The following is a 17,305-nucleotide window of genomic DNA, read 5'->3' on the forward strand; positions in this document are numbered from 1 at the left end:
TGCTTGCTACCAGCTCAGTTCCGCTGGCGCGCAGGGGTGTGCGTTCTGTTCGATGCTCTGTATGCGTCCGTCTCCCATGACCAGGATCCGGTCTGCCATATTGGCGATGGCAGCGTTGTGGGTAATCACCATGGTGGTGGTACCGAGTTCGCGATTGACCCGGGCGATGGCCTCGAGTACTACGATGCCGGTTTTACTGTCCAGTGCCCCGGTGGGCTCGTCGCACAGCAACACCCGTGGTTGCTTGGCAATGGCGCGCGCAATGGCCACCCGCTGTTGCTCGCCGCCGGACAGCTGGGCGGGAAAGTGATCCATACGCTTGCCAAGCCCCACCAGTTCGAGCGCCTGTTCCGGCGACATCGGGTCGCGCGCGATTTCCGTCACCAGCGCAACATTTTCCCGCGCGGTGAGGCTGGGGATCAGGTTGTAAAACTGGAATACGAAGCCGACGTACTCGCGGCGAAACTGGGTCAGGTGGCGGTCGTCAAATGCTGTGAGTTCATCGCTGTCAAAAAACACCCGTCCCTCGGTAGGAGAATCCAGCCCGCCGAGAATGTTGAGCAGGGTGGATTTGCCACTGCCGGAGGGCCCGAGCAATACCACCATTTCTCCGCGTGGCACGGCCAGGTCCACCCCGCGCAGCGCGTGCACCGTGGATTCGCCGCTGCCGTAGGTTTTGGTAAGCCCCTCGGCGCGAATGGCCGGCTGGCTGGAGGTCGGTTGTTCGTCGTTATGCATGGCGGACACCAGATCCTTTGGCTGTCCAATTCCCATCGAGGGGCGGGTTTCGGCACCGCTGGCGGCATACGACGCATCAATTCCGCACAGGCCGCTGCAGTGCCGCTGGCTGCTTCTATTCTAGAAGGAAACTAATGACATGAAATAAAAACCATGCTGAACCCGGATGGCGGAACCGAAACCTTGCCGCCCATAGGCACCATTGCCGAGGTGCACGGACCGGTAGTGGTGATTCGCTGTGAACATTTGCCGCCGCTGCGCCAGGCACTGCGCGCGGCCATCGACCACGAAAATTACCTGTTTGAAGTCCACCAGCACCTGGATCAGCACCACGCCCGCGCGATTACGCTGCACCGTACTGCCGGACTGCGCCGCGGCCTGCCGGTTTTCGATACCGGCGCGCCGCTGCACGTGCCGGTGACGCCGGACTGTCTCGGCCGCCTGCTGAACATATTCGGCGAGCCACTGGACGGTGGGGCGCCACTCGAGGCGCAGGCGTTTCGCAATATTCATACGCCACCGGCGGCACTGTGGGATGCCGTGGGCACCGGGGACATTTTGCAGACCGGCATCAAGGTCATCGACTTGCTGTGCCCGTTTGTGCGTGGTGGTAAAACCGGGCTGTTTGGTGGTGCCGGCGTGGGCAAGACGGTGCTGGTGATGGAGTTCATGCATGCGGTGGCGTCGCTGCACAGTGGGGTGTCGGTGTTTGCCGGTGTGGGCGAGCGCATTCGCGAAGGCCACGAGCTGTGCCACGAAATGCGCGAAGCCGGGGTGATGGAACAGACGCTGATGTGCTTCGGGCAGATGGACGAATCGCCGGGGGTGCGTTTTCGCGTGGGGCTTTCCGCACTGTCTTATGCAGAGTACCTGCGGGACTCGCTGCACAAGGAAGTGCTGTTCGTGATGGACAATATTTTCCGCTTTGTGCAGGCGGGCAGTGAAATCTCCAGCCTGCTCGGGCGCATGCCCGCCACCGTTGGCTACCAGCCAACCCTGATCAGCGAAGTGGCCGAAATGCAGGAGCGCATACTCTCCACCCCCCAGGGCGCAGTGACCTCGGTGCAGGCGGTATACGTGCCTGCGGATGACATGACCGACCCCGCGGTGGACGCGATCCTCAGCCACCTGGACTCATCGGTAGTGCTTTCCCGTGCCCAGGCGGGCAAGGGCATATACCCGGCCGTGGAGCCACTGCAGTCGGCCAGCCGGCTGATGGATCGCCATACCCTGGGCGACCGCCATTACGCGGTGGCGGAAGGTGTACGTGAGATTCTGGCGCGATACCACGAACTCGAAGACATCATCGCCATGCTGGGTATCGGTGAGCTGTCCGCTGCCGACCGCCTCGTGGTCATGCGTGCACGCAAGATACAGCGCTACCTCACCCAGCCATTTATGGTGACGGCCTCGCACACTGGCATTGCCGGGGTTTCCGTACCGCTTGAAGACACCCTGGATGACTGTGAGGCGTTCCTGCGCGGGGACTATGACGGGCTGGCGGAGGAGGACTGTTACATGCGCGGAACTATTAAGCGGTGAAAAAATGTAGGGAGAGCGGGTGAAGGTGTGCCGATGAACAGTTTTTCCCTCGAGCTGTTATCCGCCACGGAACAGCAGCAATTTGATGGCGTCACCAGTTTTGTGGGCGAGGACGCTTCCGGCAGCTTCGGCATTCTTGCCGGGCATACCCGCACCATTGCGCCGCTGGTATTCGGTCTCGCGCGCTTTCGCCGCGGCAGCGAAAACTGGCAGTATCTGGCACTGCCCGGTGGGCTGCTCTATTTTCTGGACAACCGCCTGCAGATTTTCACGCGCCGTTTCCTGATTGATGAAGACTACGCGCGCATCTCCACGCTGCTGCAGCAGCAACTGCTGGCCGAGGAACAGCGCCTTGCAGAAACCAGGGAAAGCCTGGCGCGCATGGAGGAATCCATGCTGCGCCGGCTGTGGGAGCTCACCAGGGAATAGGAGAGGGGGCAGGCCTCGATATGACGAACGATCACGACCGGCACCAGCGCAATCAGCAACTGAGCGACCGCGTTGAGCGACAGGCCAAGCGGATGAAAAAAGCCGAGCGCGAGCGGGAAACGCTGTTGGCGCAGACGATCTACATCGGCACCCTCGGACTGGTGTTTGTATTGCCGGTTGTGGGCGGCGCCTATCTCGGTCGCTGGCTGGATGGCTTGGTGGAAGGCTATTCCACCCGCTGGACCCTGAGCCTGATTTTTGTCGGCGTGGTGGTGGGCGCCGTCAATGTGTATCTGTTGATACGGGAATAGGTGATAAGGGATTAGCGCATGCACAGCGACACGATGTCATTTCCAGTGCTGTTGCAACTCGGGCCGCTGAAGGTGACCACCACGGTGGTGACTACCTGGGTAATCATGGCACTGCTCGCGCTGTTGGCCTGGCTGGTAACGCGGCGCCTGCAACAGCGCCCGGGGCGGGCACAAACCGTGGCGGAGGGTATTGTCTCCACCATCGAAGAGGCCATCAGGGCGGTAGCGCCCAATCATGTGCCGCTATTGTTGCCGTTTATTGCCACATTGTGGATCTTCCTTGTGGTGGCCAACCTGTGTGGCCTGATTCCCGGGGTGCACTCGCCCACGCGGGATCTGTCGGCAACGGCAGCGCTGGCCATTCTGGTATTCCTGTCCGTGCACTGGTTCGGGATCCGCGACCAGGGCCTTAGAGCCTACCTGCGCCACTACCTGGTGCCGACCCCGGTACTGCTGCCGTTCCATATCCTGAGTGAAGTCACCCGCACACTGGCGCTGGCCGTTCGCCTGTTTGGCAACATCATGAGCCTGGAAATGGCCGCATTGCTGATCCTGCTGGTCGCCGGGTTCCTCGCCCCGGTTCCTATACTGATGCTTCACGTGGTCGAGGGCCTGGTACAGGCCTATATCTTCGGCATGCTGGCGCTGATCTATATCGCCAGTGGGCTGCAAACCCATCAATTGAGGCAGGAAGCCCGCAATGAATGATCTGTCCTGGTTTGCGACTCTTTCGACCGTCGCGGCGATGATCGGCATGGGGATTGGCGTGCTGGGGCCGGCGATCGCCATGGGGCGGGCCATCAGCAGCGCACTGGAGGCCATTTCGCGGCAACCGGAGGCGGAAAAATCCATCCTGCGCACGCTGTTTATCGGCCTCGCCATGATCGAGTCTTTGGCCATTTACGTTCTCGTCATCGGGTTGATCGTCCTGTTCCGCAACCCGCTGCTGGAATACCTGCTCAATGCCAAATCCTGACGGGGCGCAACCGTGGAACTGAGCTGGTCAACTTTCCTGCTGGAAATCCTCAACTTTTTTGTCCTTGTGTGGGTGTTAAAACGCTTTCTTTACCGTCCGATCCAGTCGGTCATTGCGCGTCGCCAGCAGGACATCGACGCGCGCCTCGCCGAGGCCAGCGCAAAAGAAGCGCAAGCCAGGCGGTTGCAAGATGACTACGAAGACCGACTGGCCCAGTGGCGCAGTGAGCGCGAGCAGTCCCGGCAAGCGCTGGAGCAGGAGTTGCGTGGTGAGAAGGCGCGACGGGAAAAGTTACTGGCGGAGGATCTGGAACAGCAGCGGGCCAGGTCAGTCGCGGTGGATAGCCGCCGGCAGGGGGAGCAGCGGCGGCAGCTGGAATTGCAGGCGATGGAACAGGGCAGCCGTTTTGCCGCGAAATTGCTGGAGCAGGGCGCCGGGCCCGAAACCGAAGCCCGCCTGCTAAGCGTGTTTCTCGAAAGCCTCGCGGAAATGCCGGAAGCGCGGCGGCTGCAGCTGTGTGCGCAGTTGCGCGATACGCCGAAAGAAGCGCAACTGCAGGTGGCGAGCGCATATCCGCTGGATGGCGGGATGCGCAATAAAATTGAACAGGCGCTGACCGCTTGCCTCGGGAGACCGGTGGCCTGCCGGTTTACCGAGCAGCCCGAACTGATCGCTGGGGTGCAGGTTTCCATGGGTGCCTGGGTAATGGGTGTCAATGTCCGAGACGAACTGCAGGGCTTCGCGCACCTCGCGCCGGATTCGGTTGGGGGCTAAGCCATGACCGCAAGCCTGATCCAGCAACGGCGCGACTGGCTCGACAGGTACCAGCCTCAATTGCGCATCGCCGAACAGGGCTGGGTGGTGTCCGTCGGCGATGGCATCGTGTGGGTGGCCGGGTTGCCGACGGTCGCCATCGACGACGTGCTTGAATTCAGTGACGGTAGCCGCGCACAGGTGTTCGACCTCAATGTGAATCTGGTGGGTGGCGTGTTGTTGCAGGCGACGGACGGGCTCACTGCCGGTACCCGTGCTACCTGCCGCAGTCAGCCCCTCGGCATTCCGGTGGGTGATGAGCTTTTGGGGCGTGTACTGGATCCCCTCGGCGGATCGCTGGATGGTGGCGCGGTGCCGGAATGTACCGCCTGGCGCCCGCTGGAAGCGCGGGCACCGGCCATCGCCGAGCGGGATTTTGTGCAGCAGCCGCTGTACACCGGCAGCAAGGTACTGGACACCATGATTCCGATTGGCTGCGGCCAGCGGCAACTGTTGATCGGCGACGAGGGACTGGGACGCAGTGCGCTGGCGCTGGATGCGGTCACGAATCAGCAGGGTAAAAATATCCGCTGCGTGTACGTGCTGATCGGCCAGAAACGCTCCACGGTCATCGGCACCATCGAGCTGCTGCGCAAGGCCGGCGCGCTGGATTACACCACCGTGATTGTGGCGGAGGCGAGCGCATTGCCTGGCATGCTGCATCTCGCGCCCTTCGCGGGTTGCACGGTGGCGGAATACTGGATGCGCCAGGGCTGGCACACCCTGGTGGTGTACGATGACCTTTCCACCCATGCCAAGACCTACCGCGAGCTGTCGTTGCTGTTGCGGCGGCCACCGGGGCGCGAAGCCTATCCCGGCGATATCTTCTCCGTACACGCGCGCTTGCTGGAGCGCGCCACTTGCCTGAACGCCGCCAATGGTGGCGGTAGCATGACCGCGCTGCCAATCGTTGAAACCAAACTCGGCGAAATTGCGGCCTACATTCCCACCAACCTGATTTCCATTACCGATGGCCAGGTATACCTGGATCGGGATCTTTTCAGCGGCGGCTTCCGTCCCGCCATCGATATCGGCAAGTCGGTGTCGCGTATTGGTGGCCGCGCCCAGCATCCGGCGGTGAAGAAGGAAGCAGGGCGCATGAAACTGGATTACCTGCAGTTCCTAGAGCTGGAAATGTTTACCCGTTTCGGCGCCAGGCTGGAGTCGGGGATGGAAAAAGTGATTCGCCGCGGTCGGGTACTGCGGGAAATCTTCAAACAGGATCGCCTGACACCGCTGCCGATAGAGTTCCAACTGGCATGGATGGTCGCCTTTAACGACGGTCTGCTGGATGAGCGTGACCCCCGCGCACTGCCGGAGTTGTTGGCGCACTTGGAAATACAGGTGGCTGCCAGCGGTCTCGCCCTGGATGACGGGCGGGATCAGTGGGCAGCCCTGGCACGGGACTGGATCGGTGAACCTGAGGCCAGTGAGCCAGGTGAAGCGCGGTGAGCCGTCGCCACGAGCTGCGGCATCACCAGAGTCAGCTGGGCGAAGCGCGCCAGATTATCGGCGCCATGCAGTCGCTGGCGTTTATCGAAGTGCGCCGCCTGCGCAAAGTAATGGAGATCCAGCAGAAGGTCGTCGCCGGGCTGTACAGCGCCGCGCGGGATCTGCTCGGCTTTCACCGCGAACTCTTGCCGGTGGCACAAGCTGAAAACCCGTTGTACCTGGTGCTGGGATCCGAGCGTGGCTTCTGCGGTGACTTCAACGAACCGCTGTTGCAGACCCTGCAACGGTGCCTCACTGAAAGCGCCGGTGAACACGCCCGCGTGGTGGCCTGTGGCCGCAAGCTGAGCGGGCATCTGGAAACCCACCCGCAACTGCAGGCGACTTTTGAAGGCGCCACGGTGCTGGATGAAGTAGAGGATACGCTGATCCGATTGGCGAACGGGTTGGCGGGGCTGCTGAATGGGGATGCCCCGCTGATTGTGATTTACCACGGGGGCGCGGACGAGGAAGTGATAGCGCGCCCTCTACTGCCGCCGTTTGCCGAACTGCGAGACCAGCCCGCGCAGTTTGCTTATGCACCACAGCTATACGTTACGCCCGCGCAGCTGATGCAGGATCTCGTCGACCAGTACCTGTTTGCCGCGCTCCACGAAATACTCTACGTATCGTTGATGGCAGAAAATCACCTGCGTATGCAGCACCTCGAGGGCGCAGTGCGCCATCTGGACAAGCGCCTGAACAATCTCAAAACCAGGGAAAACCAGCTGCGTCAGGAGGAGATCATCGAGGAAATCGAAGTAATCCTGCTCAATGCCGAAAGCGGGGCATCGTCAGATTTCAATGTCGATTAACGCTCAAGGCTGGGAATCGCTCAGGGTAAAGTAGAGTTCTTCCTCCTGGGCAAAGTGCAACCGTACGATGGCAATAAGGCTGAACAGTAGCCGACGCAGTTCCTGCAGTTGAAGCTCGTCCGGTTGCACCCCGGCGAGATCGTCGGCAAGTTGCTCGTAGCGGCGCGCGAGGCGAAAAATTTCCCGGTGGGTATGGCTCATTGCCCCCATCGGATCGAAGCCGCGCACCATCGCGGCCAGTGCCGGGTACAGCTGCTCCTCGTCCTCGCGCTCGTGGGGTAACAGCTGCTCCCGTATCACCCTGGATACCGCATTGATTTCATCGACTGTGGACGGGTGCAATCCGCCGTTGAGTATGTTGCAGGCCTGTTCCAGTCGATCCAGCACCGGTTGCAGTTCGCTGTGTTGCAGCCGCAACTGATCCGCCAGTTCCACCGGCATGACCGCTTCCGCCCGGTGTTGCGCCGGTAGCCGCAGTGCCCGTAGTGCATTGAAAATCACCGCGACGTCGATACCTTCCTGCACCAGAGCACCGATCACCGGTGGCAGGTATCCAAGCGCGGCGACCAGCATCGCGAGTGCAGACAACCCCATACCCGCCAGCACACTCTGCAATGCGATCCGGCGACCGCGCCGCGAGATATGCAATCCTTCCGGCAATCGGTCGAGTCGATCCACCAGCAATACCACGTCGGCAGCCTCGGCCGAGGCACCGGCACCGCGCGCGCCCATGGCAATACCCACGTCGGCTGCCGCAAGGGCCGGGGCATCGTTGATGCCGTCGCCAACCATGGCAGTGGTGCCGCCCTTACATTCGGCTTTGACCGCGGCTACCTTGTCCGCCGGCGAGCGCTCGGCGAGCACCGCATCGAAACCCAGGGCCAGCGCTACAGTTTCGGCCACGTCCTGGCGATCCCCACTCAGCATGACGGTGCGTTCCACGCCGGCGCGGTGCAATTCCCGCAGGGCACGCGGCGTATCCAGGCGCACCTGATCCGCCAGCAGCAGCACGCCCGCCATTTTCCCTTCGACAGCGACAAAGGCACCGGAGAGACCGTGCAGGGACATGTAGCGCAAGCGGCTCGCGGCCCAGTTGTCAGGTGTGGCGCCATCCAATGCCAGGGCCAGGCTGCCGACGGCGACGGTTTTGCCTTCCACGCGTCCGCGCAAGCCTTCGCCGGGGGTTTCCTGAGCCTGTTCGGGGATCGAGAGCGCCAGATCTCGGCGCTGCGCCTCGGCCACCAGGGATTGGGCGGTGTTGTGCTGGGAAACCTGGTCCAGCGATGCCGCGAGGCGCAATACTTCGTCGGGATGAAACCCCGCGGGGGTCTCGATCCCCACCAGCTGCTGGCGTCCGGTGGTCAGGGTGCCGGTCTTGTCGAACACCAGAATCCTGGCGTCGGCGAGCTGTTCCAGGGCGGCGCCATTCTTGATCAGGATTCCGCGTTTGGCAGCGAGAGATATGGTGGCGATGATCGCCACCGGTGCCGCGAGAATCAGCGGGCAGGGGGTAGCGACCACCAGTACCGCCAGTGCACGCAGTACATCGCCGGAAATCGCCCATGCCAGCCCGGCCACCAGCAACGCCGCGGGGATGAACCACAGCGCGTAGCGATCGGCGAGGCGGGTGAACGGAGCCTTGGCAGCCTGGGCTTCGGTCACCATACGCACGATACCGGCGTAGGTACTTTCCCCGGCGGTTTTCAGTGCCTGCAGATCCAGTGGGCCGCCGGCGTTGATCACACCGCTCATCAGCTGATCCCCGCGCAGGCGTCGGCGCGGAAGGGATTCACCGGTTACCGCAGATTCATCCAGTTCGGCGGTTGCGGACAGGAGCAACCCGTCCACAGGTACCGCCTCGCCGGATTTCACGATCAGTTGATCGCCGACCTGCACCTGCTCGGCCGAAATTTCCTCGATACCTGAGCCCACGCGGCGGTGTGCGACTCTGGGGCTGCGCTCCAGCAGCGCGGACAGAGCCTGCCGGGCGCGGCCGCTGGAGTACTCTTCCAGAGCGCGACCGCTGGCGAACATGAATGCGATGACGGCGCCGGCGAGGTATTGCTCAAGCACCAGCGCCCCGATCATGGTCAACAGTGCCAGTACGTCTACGCCGGCCTTGCGCTGGGCAAGGGCCCGCAGGCTCTCCACGCTGGCGACCACAAGCATCAGCACCACCGCAGCCGCCCACGGCAGTGCTGGAGAACTGTTCAGCAGCTGCGCTACACCGCCCGTCCCGAGAAGCAGCGCAATGACGACAACCAGGCATTTGTGCAGATGGCGTGCGAGGCAGTTTAAATCGTGTCCGGCTGGCGTATCCACTCCCGATCCTCGCCGCTTTTATTGAGTGTATGTGGAGTCTCAGGCGATGCGATGGTTATTCAATACAAGGCTTGCGGTAGATGTCGGGTCTATAAACTAACTTTGCAGTTACCGCGATCGCTAAATGCCGCAAACCCCTCATGCAAGCCGAAGTCGACATACATAACAACATTGCCGCATACCCATGGCACAGCCTGGCTACACAGCAGGTGGCAGACCAGCTGGCTTCCGGTACCTGCGGATTGGCAGCGGAAGAGGCCCGACAGCGCCTGACCAGTTATGGCACTAACGCACTGCCTCTGCCACGGCTGCCGGGGTTTTTGCGTTTGTTTTTACGTCAGTTCATCAGCCCGCTGATCTATGTGTTGCTGGCCGCGATGCTGGTTTCATTGGTTGCCGGAAAGTTTGCCGACGCCTCATTCATCGGTCTCATTCTGCTCATCAATGCGCTGATCGGCGCGGTGCAGGAACACCACGCACACCGCAGCGCACAGGCGCTGCGCAAATTAATGGTGACCCGTGCGCGGGTAATGCGGGATGGCGAGCTCAGCGAAATTCCGGCAGAAGAGCTGGTGCCGGGGGACCTGGTTTTACTGGTTTCCGGCGATCGTGTACCCGCGGACTTGCGGCTGCTGGATTCGGTTGGGCTTGAGGTGGACGAGTCGATACTCACCGGTGAATCACTGCCGGTGTCCAAGTGTAGCGAGGCATTGTGCGAGGCTGAAACACCGGTAGCGGAGCGCACTAACGGTTGTTTCGCCGGCACGCTGGTCAGCTCAGGGAGGGCGAGCGCGCTGGTTGTTGCCACGGGCTTGGCGACGGAAATGGGGAAGCTCAGCCGAACCGTGGCCGGGGCTGAGCCCGTCAAACCGCCACTGTTTCTGCGCATTGAGCGGTTTAGCAAGAAACTCACACTGGCGTTGCTTGTCGCCGTCGCTTTACTGGCTGTGATCGAGTTGGCGCGCAATACCGAGCCTTTGGTGATCTTTATGACGGCGGTTGCGCTTGCGGTGTCCGCAATTCCTGAAGGGTTGCCGATGGCGTTGACGCTGGTGCTGTCAGTCGGCACCCGTCGCATGGTTAAGCGCCACGTCATCGTGCGCAAGCTGGTCGCTGTGGAGAGTCTCGGTTCCTGTACCGTGATTGCTACCGACAAAACCGGAACCTTGACGGAAAACCGCCTCACCGCACGGGAAATCCAATTTTTTGATGGCACCAAGGTGCTTCTCGAAGGCGGCAGTCTGGCCGGGCAGGAAACGCCTGCGGCCAGCGACTCCGTCGCCGGCGTTCACGACAGTTCAGAAAATCCGCTGGTAGGTCGGCTGGCGCGGGCTGCCGCCCTGTGTAATGAGGCAGAGTGGCATCCGCTGGACAATGGGGACTGGCAGGGAAGTGGTGACCCTGTGGATCGGGCACTTCTTGTTATGGCCTACCAGCTAGGGCTGCGCCCGCGCCAACTCGTTGCCGACTGGCCACTGCTCGCCCAGGTGCATTACGAGCCGGTGTTGGGATTTGCGGCCACCTTGCACGGTGGGCACACGGATGGGGAATGCAGCAGGCTGGTTTGCGTCAAGGGCGCGCTGGAAAAGCTGCTACCCATGTGCGACACCATGGCAACCAGTGACGGCAATATACCGCTGGACGTGGCTCGTGCCCATTTACTGTTGCAGCGGCTTGCCGAGCGCGGTGTGAGGGTTCTGGCATTTGCCGATGGCAACTTACAGGGAGAGTGCAATTTCACTGGGGAACAGTTGCATGGCCTTAATCTGCTCGGGCTGGTGGGCATGGTCGATCCGCTGCGACCGGAAGCAGCCGCGGCAATAGGGCAGTGCCGCACCGCCGGCATCCATGTATGCATGCTGACCGGGGATCACCCGCACACTGCAATGAGTATCGCGCGGGAGCTACGGCTCGCAGATGCCGGCGACGATCCGGTAACGGGTGCAGATCTGTCGCGGGCGGAAGCGGAGGGCCAGCAATCCCTGGATGCGCTCACGGCGCACACCCGTGTATATGCCCGGGTATCGCCAGAGCAGAAGCTGACCATCGTACAGTCGCTGCAACGGCAGGGGCAGTTTGTTGCGGTTACTGGTGATGGCGTAAATGACGCGCCCGCCCTGAGTAGTGCACATGTGGGTGTGGCTATGGGCGAGCAGGGCACTGAAGTCGCGAAGGAATCGGCTGATCTGTTGCTGACCGATGACAACTTTGCGTCAGTGGTCGCCGGTGTCGAGGAGGGGCGGATTGCTTACCAGAATATCCGCAAGGTGATTTTCTTTCTGATTTCCACTGGCGCAGCGGAAGTCGTACTGTTCGTGCTGAGCACCAGCTTTGCGCTGCCGCTGCCCCTGACCCCCGTACAACTTCTTTGGCTGAACCTCGTAACCAACAGCGTGCAGAGCGTTGGCCTGGCACTGGAGCCCGGCGAAGGGGACGAGATGCGTAAGCCACCGCGTCCACCGGATGAGTCATTGTTTAACCCCGTGATGCTGCGCAGGGTAATGGTCTCAGGTCTGGTGATGGGTGGGCTGGCCTTTGGCTGCTTTTACCTGCTGCTGGCAGGTGGATGGGCATTGGATGCGGCGCGCAACAGTGTGCTGTTGCTCATGGTGCTGTTCGAGAACGTGCAGGTGCTCAATAGCCGATCCGAGAGCCGCTCGATTTTTCGTCAGCCATTTTTTTCCAATCCGCTGTTGCTGCTGGGTACCCTGGCCGCGCAGGGCATTCATATCCTGTGCCTGTACTCGCCGCTGATGCAGAGTGTACTGGGCGTTTCACCGGTAAGCTCCGCACAGTGGGGAATACTGCTTTGTATTGCCCTGTTGCAACTGGTGGCGATGGAAATCCTGCTGTTACTGGGTAAAGAAAAATCCACAAGCACTGCCTGAGGCTGCTTCAGGCTTCCGGGGTGCCGGTATCCTTTACCCCGTGCGCCAGTTCTTCCCGCGCGACGGTTGCCAGGTGTTCGTAGCGGCGCAGGAAATCCTGCAGGCTTTCATCATCCAATTCTTCCAGATCCAGCAGGGCGTTATGTGCGCCCTTGGTTGCTCGTATCAGTTCGTCCAGTTTCAGCTGGATGGCTTCGGTATCCCTGTTCTGTGTGTTCTGGATCAGGAATACCATGAGGAAGGTCACTGTGGTGGTAATGGTGTTGATGATCAACTGCCAGGTGTTGCTGAAGCCGAATAAAGGCCCCGAGATGGCCCATAGCACGATGATAGCCGCAGCCAACGCGAAGATTTTTGGCCTGCCGCAAAAGTGCGCGGCGCCTTTCGCGAGTTTCGAATACCAGGTTGTGGGACGCATGGAATTCCCCTGTTGCTAGATCTCGATCTTGGTGCCCAGTTCAATGACCCGGTTGGCCGGGATGCGGAAATATTCAACAGCGCTGCTGGCATTGCGCGCCATGGCGCTGAAGAGGCGTTCGCGCCAGTGGGCCATGCCGCTGGCTACCTGCTTGGACGCAACCACGGTTTCGCGGCTAAGGAAAAAGGATGTCTGCTCCGGGTCAATCGGCAATCCCTGGTGGGCTTCCAGATCGCGCAGGGCCTGGCCGATGTCCGGGTGCTCCATAAATCCGTAGACAAGAAGCAGGCGATAGCAGCCATTGCCCAATGCGTTCAAGTGATAGCGGTTGTGAATGCTGACCCGGGGATGATCGAGAATGGTGACGGTCAGAAAGAGAACCCGCTCATGCACGATTTTATTGTGCTTGAGGTTGTGCAGCAGTGCGTGGGGAACGGATTCCTGCGTGGACGTCATGAATACAGCGGTGCCGGGTACACGCTGTGGTGGTTCGCGAAACAGGGATTCCAGGAATGTTTCCAGCCCGGCTTCCTCCTGCCCAAGCCATTTATTCAACAGCGCTTTGCCATCCCGCCAGGTGACCATCAGCAAAAGTGCAATGGCGGCAAGGGCCAGCGGAAACCAGCCGCCATGACTGACTTTCATCAGGCTCGATGAGAAGAACGCGAGATCGATACAGCAGAAAAACAGCGCGCCCGCCACGCACAATGCGAACGGGTAGTGCCAGCGGAAACGGTAGACAAAGGAGGCAATAACAGTGTCCATGAGCATCGCACCGCTGACCGCAACACCATAGGCGGCGGCGAGATTTGACGAAGAACCGAAGCCGATGACCGCGGCCACAACCAACACCAGTAACAGCCAGTTGATTCCCGGCATGTAGATCTGCCCCGGCTGCGCCGAGGAGGTATGCCGCACCGCCATACGCGGCAGGTACCCCAACTGGATGGCTTGTTTGGCCAGTGAAAAGACACCGGATATACATGCCTGCGAGGCGATCACCGTTGCCGCGGTGGCGAGCGCCACCATCGGGTAGAGTGCCCAGCCGGGAAACATACGATAGAACGGATTGTCGGCCGCGCCGGGATCGGAGAGCAACAGCGCCCCCTGCCCCAGGTAATTCAGGGTAAGTGCAGGGAAAACCAGGCCGCCCCAGGCGAGCTTGATCGGGCCGCGGCCAAAGTGCCCCATATCCGCGTACAGTGCCTCTGCACCTGTAAACACCAGAAGCACAGCACCGAGTATGGCGAAGGAGCCGACTCCGTGACTGGTGACGAAAATCAGTGCGTGAACCGGATTCAGGGCGTGCAGAATCAACGGGTTGCTCACCGTCCCGTGAATCCCGGCGAGCATCAGAACCAGAAACCACAGCGCGGTGATCGGGCCGAAGAGGGTGCCGACCGTTGCGGTTCCAAAGCGCTGCAGGAAAAACAGTGCGACTAAAACGCAGACCGTGATCGGTAATACGAAGGGATGCAGTACTGCCAGGCCAACTTCCAGCCCTTCAATGGCGGACAGTACCGAAATGGCCGGCGTAATTACCGCGTCGCCGAAAAACAGCGCCACGCCGCACAGGCCCGCAGTGGCAATCAGCCAGCGCATGCGGCGGCTGCGCCCGCGGGTTGCCGCCAGCGCGAGGGCGGTCAACGCCATGATCCCGCCCTCGCCATCATTGTCGGCCCGTAATATCAGCAGTACGTACTTGATTGTGACCAGGATCATCAGTGCCCAGAATATGGCCGAGATACCGCCGAGGATGTTCGCCTGCGTCAGGGGCAGGCCGTGTTCCGTATGGAAAATCAGCTTTACGGCATACAGCGGGCTGGTACCGATATCCCCGAACACGATACCGAGTGCAGCCAGTGTGAGCGCCGCGCGGTTGGGTCCATTTTCCCGCGTCAATTCCGTCATGTGCTGGGTCTTGTTCAATGGCTGAGTTTGCGATCCCGCTGGCGCGGATCAGGCTCCATATTCAGGCGGTGCCCATCCTGCGCACCGACGAATCAGCGGGTGGACTGCCCGTCCTTCCCGTGTCCGTCCTGCAGGCGTTGCTCCATGGCGGCAACGCGCGGAATGGTGCGTAGCAGGGCATCCGGACTCAGGCTGATGGACGTAATACCGAGTTTCACCAGGTACTCCGCAACTTCCGGATAGTTGGATGGGGCCTCCCCACAAATCCCGGCGGGTATGCCATTGCGTTTCGCGCCCTCGACAGCCTGCCGGATCATTTCCATTACCCCTGGGTCGCGCTCATCAAAATCAAACGCGACGATGTCGGAATCCCGGTCTACGCCGAGCACCAACTGGGTGAGGTCGTTGGAACCGATGGAAATGCCATCGAACAACTGGCTGAATGCGTCAATCTGCACCACATTATTGGGGATTTCACACATGACATAGACCTCGAGCCCGCGTTCACCGGGTGTCAGGCCATGGGCGGCCATGGCCGCCAGTACCTTTTCGCCCTCGGGGATGCGCCGGCAGAAGGGGATCATCACCTTGATATTTTCCAGTCCCATCTGTTCCCGCGCGCGCTTTAGGGCGGCGCACTCCAGTGCAAAGCCCTCGGCATAGGCCGGATGCGCATAGCGCGCCGCACCGCGAAATCCCAGCATCGGATTTTCTTCATGGGGCTCGAAATTGCGACCGCCAATCAGGCGTGCATATTCATTGGTCTTGAAGTCGGAGGTTCGCACAATCACCGGCCTCGGGTAAAAGGCGGCGGCGATGGTGCCAATGCCCTCGGAAAGTTTCTCAATGAAAAACTCGCTGCCGCTTGCATAGTGGGCGGTCAGCGCATCCAGGGCCTGACGTTCTTTTTCATCGCCAACCTTGTCCGGGCACGCCAGAGCCATAGGGTGGGCCTTGATGTGCTCGTTGACGATAAATTCCATCCGCGCCAGGCCAACGCCTTCACAGGGCAGGGCACTCAGGCGGAACGCCTGCTCCGGACTGCCCAGGTTGATCATCATTTTGGTCTTGAGCGTGGGTACCTCATCCAGTGAGGTGGTGGAAACCTCGAACGGGAGCGCGCCGCGGTAGATTTTTCCCATGTCCCCCTCCGCGCAGGACAGTGTTACCAGGTCGCCATCCTGCAGCGGGTGCTCGCTGCCAATGCCAACGACTGCGGGGATGCCAAACTCGCGCGCGACAATGGCAGCATGACAGGTGCGTCCACCGCGCTCGGTCACCACGGCCGCAGCCTTGCGCATCGCCGGCCCCCAATCGGGACTGGTGCTTTCTGCAAAAAGTATTTCTCCCTCATCGAATGCGGACAGCTGGGTCGTGTCGTTGACCCTGCGCAGTTTGCCACTGGCGATGGCGCTGCCAATAGCGCGCCCGGTGGCGAGCAGCGAACTTTTGTCTGGCTTCTTCTTGAACAGGTAGCGCCTTAGCTGATTGCGCGGTTTTTGCGAGGCCACCGTTTCCGGGCGTGCCTGCAGGAGGTAAAGCTGGCCGTCGTCACCATCCCTGGCCCATTCCAGGTCCATTGGGCACGGCTGGCCCCGCTGGGCACTGTAGTGCTTCTCCGTTTCAATCGCGTAATGCGCGAGGGTCAAAATGTCATCATCGGACAGGCTGTAGTGCGAGCGGCGCGCGCCGGGGGTTTCGATATTGTGCAGTTCCTGGCTGTTTAAATCCTCGTCACACACCAGGGTTTGCTGTTTGGCGCCCAGTTGCCGGCGCAGTACGCAGCGGTAGCCGCGTTCAAATGTGGGCTTGTGCACATAAAACTCATCCGGATCGACGACGCCCTGCACGATATTCTCGCCGAGCCCATAAGCGGAAGTAATGAATACCACATCCCGGAAACCGCTGTCCGTGTCGAGCGTAAACATGACACCACTGGAGGCGATATCGGCGCGCACCATTTTCATCACGGCGATGGCCAGGAACACCTTGAAGTGGTCGAAGCCGTTACGCTCCCGGTAGCTGATGGCCCGCGCCGTGAACAGGGAGGCAAAACAGTGGCGGCAGGCCTCGAGCAGTCCATTGAGGTCGCCAATATTGAGGAAACTGTCGTGTTGCCCGGCGAAACTCGCCTCCGGCAGATCCTCGGCCGTGGCAGAACTGCGTACGGCGAGTCGCAATTGCGGTCCGTATTGTTCACACAACTCAACATACGCGTCGGTGATTTCAGCGACCAGTTGATCCGGGAGCCCCGCGTTGTAAACAATCGCGCGCGCCTGTGCGGCGATTTCTGCCTGTTGATCGCTGGGGGCAGTGGCGAGTTCGCCGAGCACTCTGCGCAATGATTCCCAGGCCGATGCCTGTTCGAGCATGTCGCGGTACGCATTTGCGGTAATCGAAAAGCCGTTGGGTACGTGAATCCCCATCGGCGTCAGGGTTCGGTACATTTCCCCCAGGGAGGCGGCTTTACCGCCGACCTCGGCGAGGTCGCAAAGCCCTGTTTCTGCAAACCAGCGGATATAGCGGTGATCGGTCATTCGGGTGTGGCGCCTGAGATTGACTCGTTAATCAACGTGAATTGCGAAGATTTTCATTTATCTCAAAGTAGCCGAGCTAAGCTCTATGCGCGTCCAGATTTCCCGCATTTCTTGCGG

The 17,305-nt window shown here is 60.8% G+C and carries 14 protein-coding genes; 9 read left to right on the forward strand and 5 right to left on the reverse strand.

Annotated elements, in window-relative coordinates:
* Window positions 1-6 precede the first annotated feature (6 nt).
* Window positions 7-738, reverse strand: coding sequence for an ABC transporter ATP-binding protein (locus ACNKU7_RS09405; RefSeq protein ID WP_418296715.1), 732 nt, complete (start codon window positions 736-738; stop codon window positions 7-9).
* Between the two features lie 153 nt (window positions 739-891).
* Between ACNKU7_RS09405 and atpD the strand changes: the two genes are divergently transcribed.
* From atpD to ACNKU7_RS09445, 8 genes are read left to right on the forward strand one after another with little or no spacing between them, the layout of a single operon-like run.
* Complete coding sequence (atpD, locus tag ACNKU7_RS09410) at window positions 892-2,280, forward strand: F0F1 ATP synthase subunit beta (RefSeq protein ID WP_418296716.1); 1,389 nt, start codon at window positions 892-894, stop codon at window positions 2,278-2,280.
* 33 nt (window positions 2,281-2,313) lie between these two features.
* Complete coding sequence (locus ACNKU7_RS09415; RefSeq protein WP_418296717.1) at window positions 2,314-2,709, forward strand: F0F1 ATP synthase subunit delta/epsilon; 396 nt, start codon at window positions 2,314-2,316, stop codon at window positions 2,707-2,709.
* A 20-nt stretch (window positions 2,710-2,729) separates the two neighbouring features.
* On the forward strand, window positions 2,730-3,020 hold the full coding sequence (locus tag ACNKU7_RS09420) for an AtpZ/AtpI family protein (RefSeq protein ID WP_418296718.1): 291 nt from the start codon (window positions 2,730-2,732) through the stop codon (window positions 3,018-3,020).
* An 18-nt stretch (window positions 3,021-3,038) separates the two neighbouring features.
* Complete coding sequence (locus tag ACNKU7_RS09425) at window positions 3,039-3,728, forward strand: F0F1 ATP synthase subunit A (protein WP_418296719.1); 690 nt, start codon at window positions 3,039-3,041, stop codon at window positions 3,726-3,728.
* Window positions 3,721-3,996 carry an ATP synthase F0 subunit C gene (gene atpE, locus ACNKU7_RS09430; RefSeq protein WP_418296720.1) on the forward strand — a complete coding sequence of 92 codons (276 nt, stop codon included), beginning with the start codon at window positions 3,721-3,723 and terminating at the stop codon, window positions 3,994-3,996. The genes ACNKU7_RS09425 and atpE overlap by 8 nt, the downstream gene beginning before the upstream one ends.
* 12 nt (window positions 3,997-4,008) lie before the next feature.
* Window positions 4,009-4,770 carry a F0F1 ATP synthase subunit delta gene (locus tag ACNKU7_RS09435; RefSeq protein WP_418296721.1) on the forward strand — a complete coding sequence of 254 codons (762 nt, stop codon included), beginning with the start codon at window positions 4,009-4,011 and terminating at the stop codon, window positions 4,768-4,770.
* 3 nt (window positions 4,771-4,773) lie between these two features.
* The gene (locus tag ACNKU7_RS09440) at window positions 4,774-6,261 is read left to right on the forward strand and encodes a F0F1 ATP synthase subunit alpha (protein WP_418296722.1); all 1,488 of its coding nucleotides are present in this window, start codon (window positions 4,774-4,776) and stop codon (window positions 6,259-6,261) included.
* Entirely contained in the window at window positions 6,258-7,112 is an 855-nt protein-coding gene (locus ACNKU7_RS09445) for a F0F1 ATP synthase subunit gamma (protein WP_418296723.1), read from the forward strand. Before ACNKU7_RS09440 ends, ACNKU7_RS09445 begins: the two co-directional genes overlap by 4 nt.
* 3 nt (window positions 7,113-7,115) lie before the next feature.
* Here the strand turns inward: ACNKU7_RS09445 and ACNKU7_RS09450 are convergent, their stop codons facing one another.
* A complete protein-coding gene (locus ACNKU7_RS09450; RefSeq protein ID WP_418296724.1) occupies window positions 7,116-9,434 on the reverse strand; it encodes a heavy metal translocating P-type ATPase in 2,319 nt (772 codons plus the stop codon).
* A 140-nt stretch (window positions 9,435-9,574) separates the two neighbouring features.
* On the opposite strand from ACNKU7_RS09450, the gene ACNKU7_RS09455 reads away from it, so the two are divergent.
* A complete protein-coding gene (locus ACNKU7_RS09455; protein ID WP_418296725.1) occupies window positions 9,575-12,322 on the forward strand; it encodes a cation-translocating P-type ATPase in 2,748 nt (915 codons plus the stop codon).
* Between the two features lie 7 nt (window positions 12,323-12,329).
* Here the strand turns inward: ACNKU7_RS09455 and ACNKU7_RS09460 are convergent, their stop codons facing one another.
* The 3 genes from ACNKU7_RS09460 to ppsA all read right to left on the reverse strand — a co-directional run bounded on the left by ACNKU7_RS09460 (window position 12,330) and on the right by ppsA (window position 17,188).
* Window positions 12,330-12,740: a low affinity iron permease family protein gene (locus tag ACNKU7_RS09460; RefSeq protein ID WP_418296726.1), complete on the reverse strand. Its 411-nt coding sequence runs from the start codon at window positions 12,738-12,740 to the stop codon at window positions 12,330-12,332.
* A 15-nt stretch (window positions 12,741-12,755) separates the two neighbouring features.
* Window positions 12,756-14,651, reverse strand: coding sequence for a potassium transporter Kup (locus ACNKU7_RS09465; RefSeq protein ID WP_418296727.1), 1,896 nt, complete (start codon window positions 14,649-14,651; stop codon window positions 12,756-12,758).
* Window positions 14,652-14,743: 92 nt separating this feature from the next.
* Window positions 14,744-17,188, reverse strand: coding sequence for a phosphoenolpyruvate synthase (gene ppsA, locus ACNKU7_RS09470; protein WP_418296728.1), 2,445 nt, complete (start codon window positions 17,186-17,188; stop codon window positions 14,744-14,746).
* Between the last annotated feature and the right edge of the window lie 117 nt (window positions 17,189-17,305).

Origin of the sequence: Microbulbifer weihaiensis (assembly GCF_048323715.1) — a bacterium.
Taxonomy (GTDB): domain Bacteria; phylum Pseudomonadota; class Gammaproteobacteria; order Pseudomonadales; family Cellvibrionaceae; genus Microbulbifer.

Excerpts from the sequence above, each read along its gene's own strand:
- ACNKU7_RS09405 (WP_418296715.1), bottom strand. The coding sequence starts at position 738 with ATGCATAACGACGAACAACCGACCTCCAGCCAGCCGGCCATTCGCGCC.
- atpD (WP_418296716.1), top strand. The coding sequence starts at position 892 with ATGCTGAACCCGGATGGCGGAACCGAAACCTTGCCGCCCATAGGCACC.
- ACNKU7_RS09415 (WP_418296717.1), top strand. The coding sequence starts at position 2,314 with ATGAACAGTTTTTCCCTCGAGCTGTTATCCGCCACGGAACAGCAGCAA.
- ACNKU7_RS09420 (WP_418296718.1), top strand. The coding sequence starts at position 2,730 with ATGACGAACGATCACGACCGGCACCAGCGCAATCAGCAACTGAGCGAC.
- ACNKU7_RS09425 (WP_418296719.1), top strand. The coding sequence starts at position 3,039 with ATGCACAGCGACACGATGTCATTTCCAGTGCTGTTGCAACTCGGGCCG.
- atpE (WP_418296720.1), top strand. The coding sequence starts at position 3,721 with ATGAATGATCTGTCCTGGTTTGCGACTCTTTCGACCGTCGCGGCGATG.
- ACNKU7_RS09440 (WP_418296722.1), top strand. The coding sequence starts at position 4,774 with ATGACCGCAAGCCTGATCCAGCAACGGCGCGACTGGCTCGACAGGTAC.
- ACNKU7_RS09455 (WP_418296725.1), top strand. The coding sequence starts at position 9,575 with ATGCAAGCCGAAGTCGACATACATAACAACATTGCCGCATACCCATGG.
- ACNKU7_RS09460 (WP_418296726.1), bottom strand. The coding sequence starts at position 12,740 with ATGCGTCCCACAACCTGGTATTCGAAACTCGCGAAAGGCGCCGCGCAC.
- ACNKU7_RS09465 (WP_418296727.1), bottom strand. The coding sequence starts at position 14,651 with ATGACGGAATTGACGCGGGAAAATGGACCCAACCGCGCGGCGCTCACA.
- ppsA (WP_418296728.1), bottom strand. The coding sequence starts at position 17,188 with ATGACCGATCACCGCTATATCCGCTGGTTTGCAGAAACAGGGCTTTGC.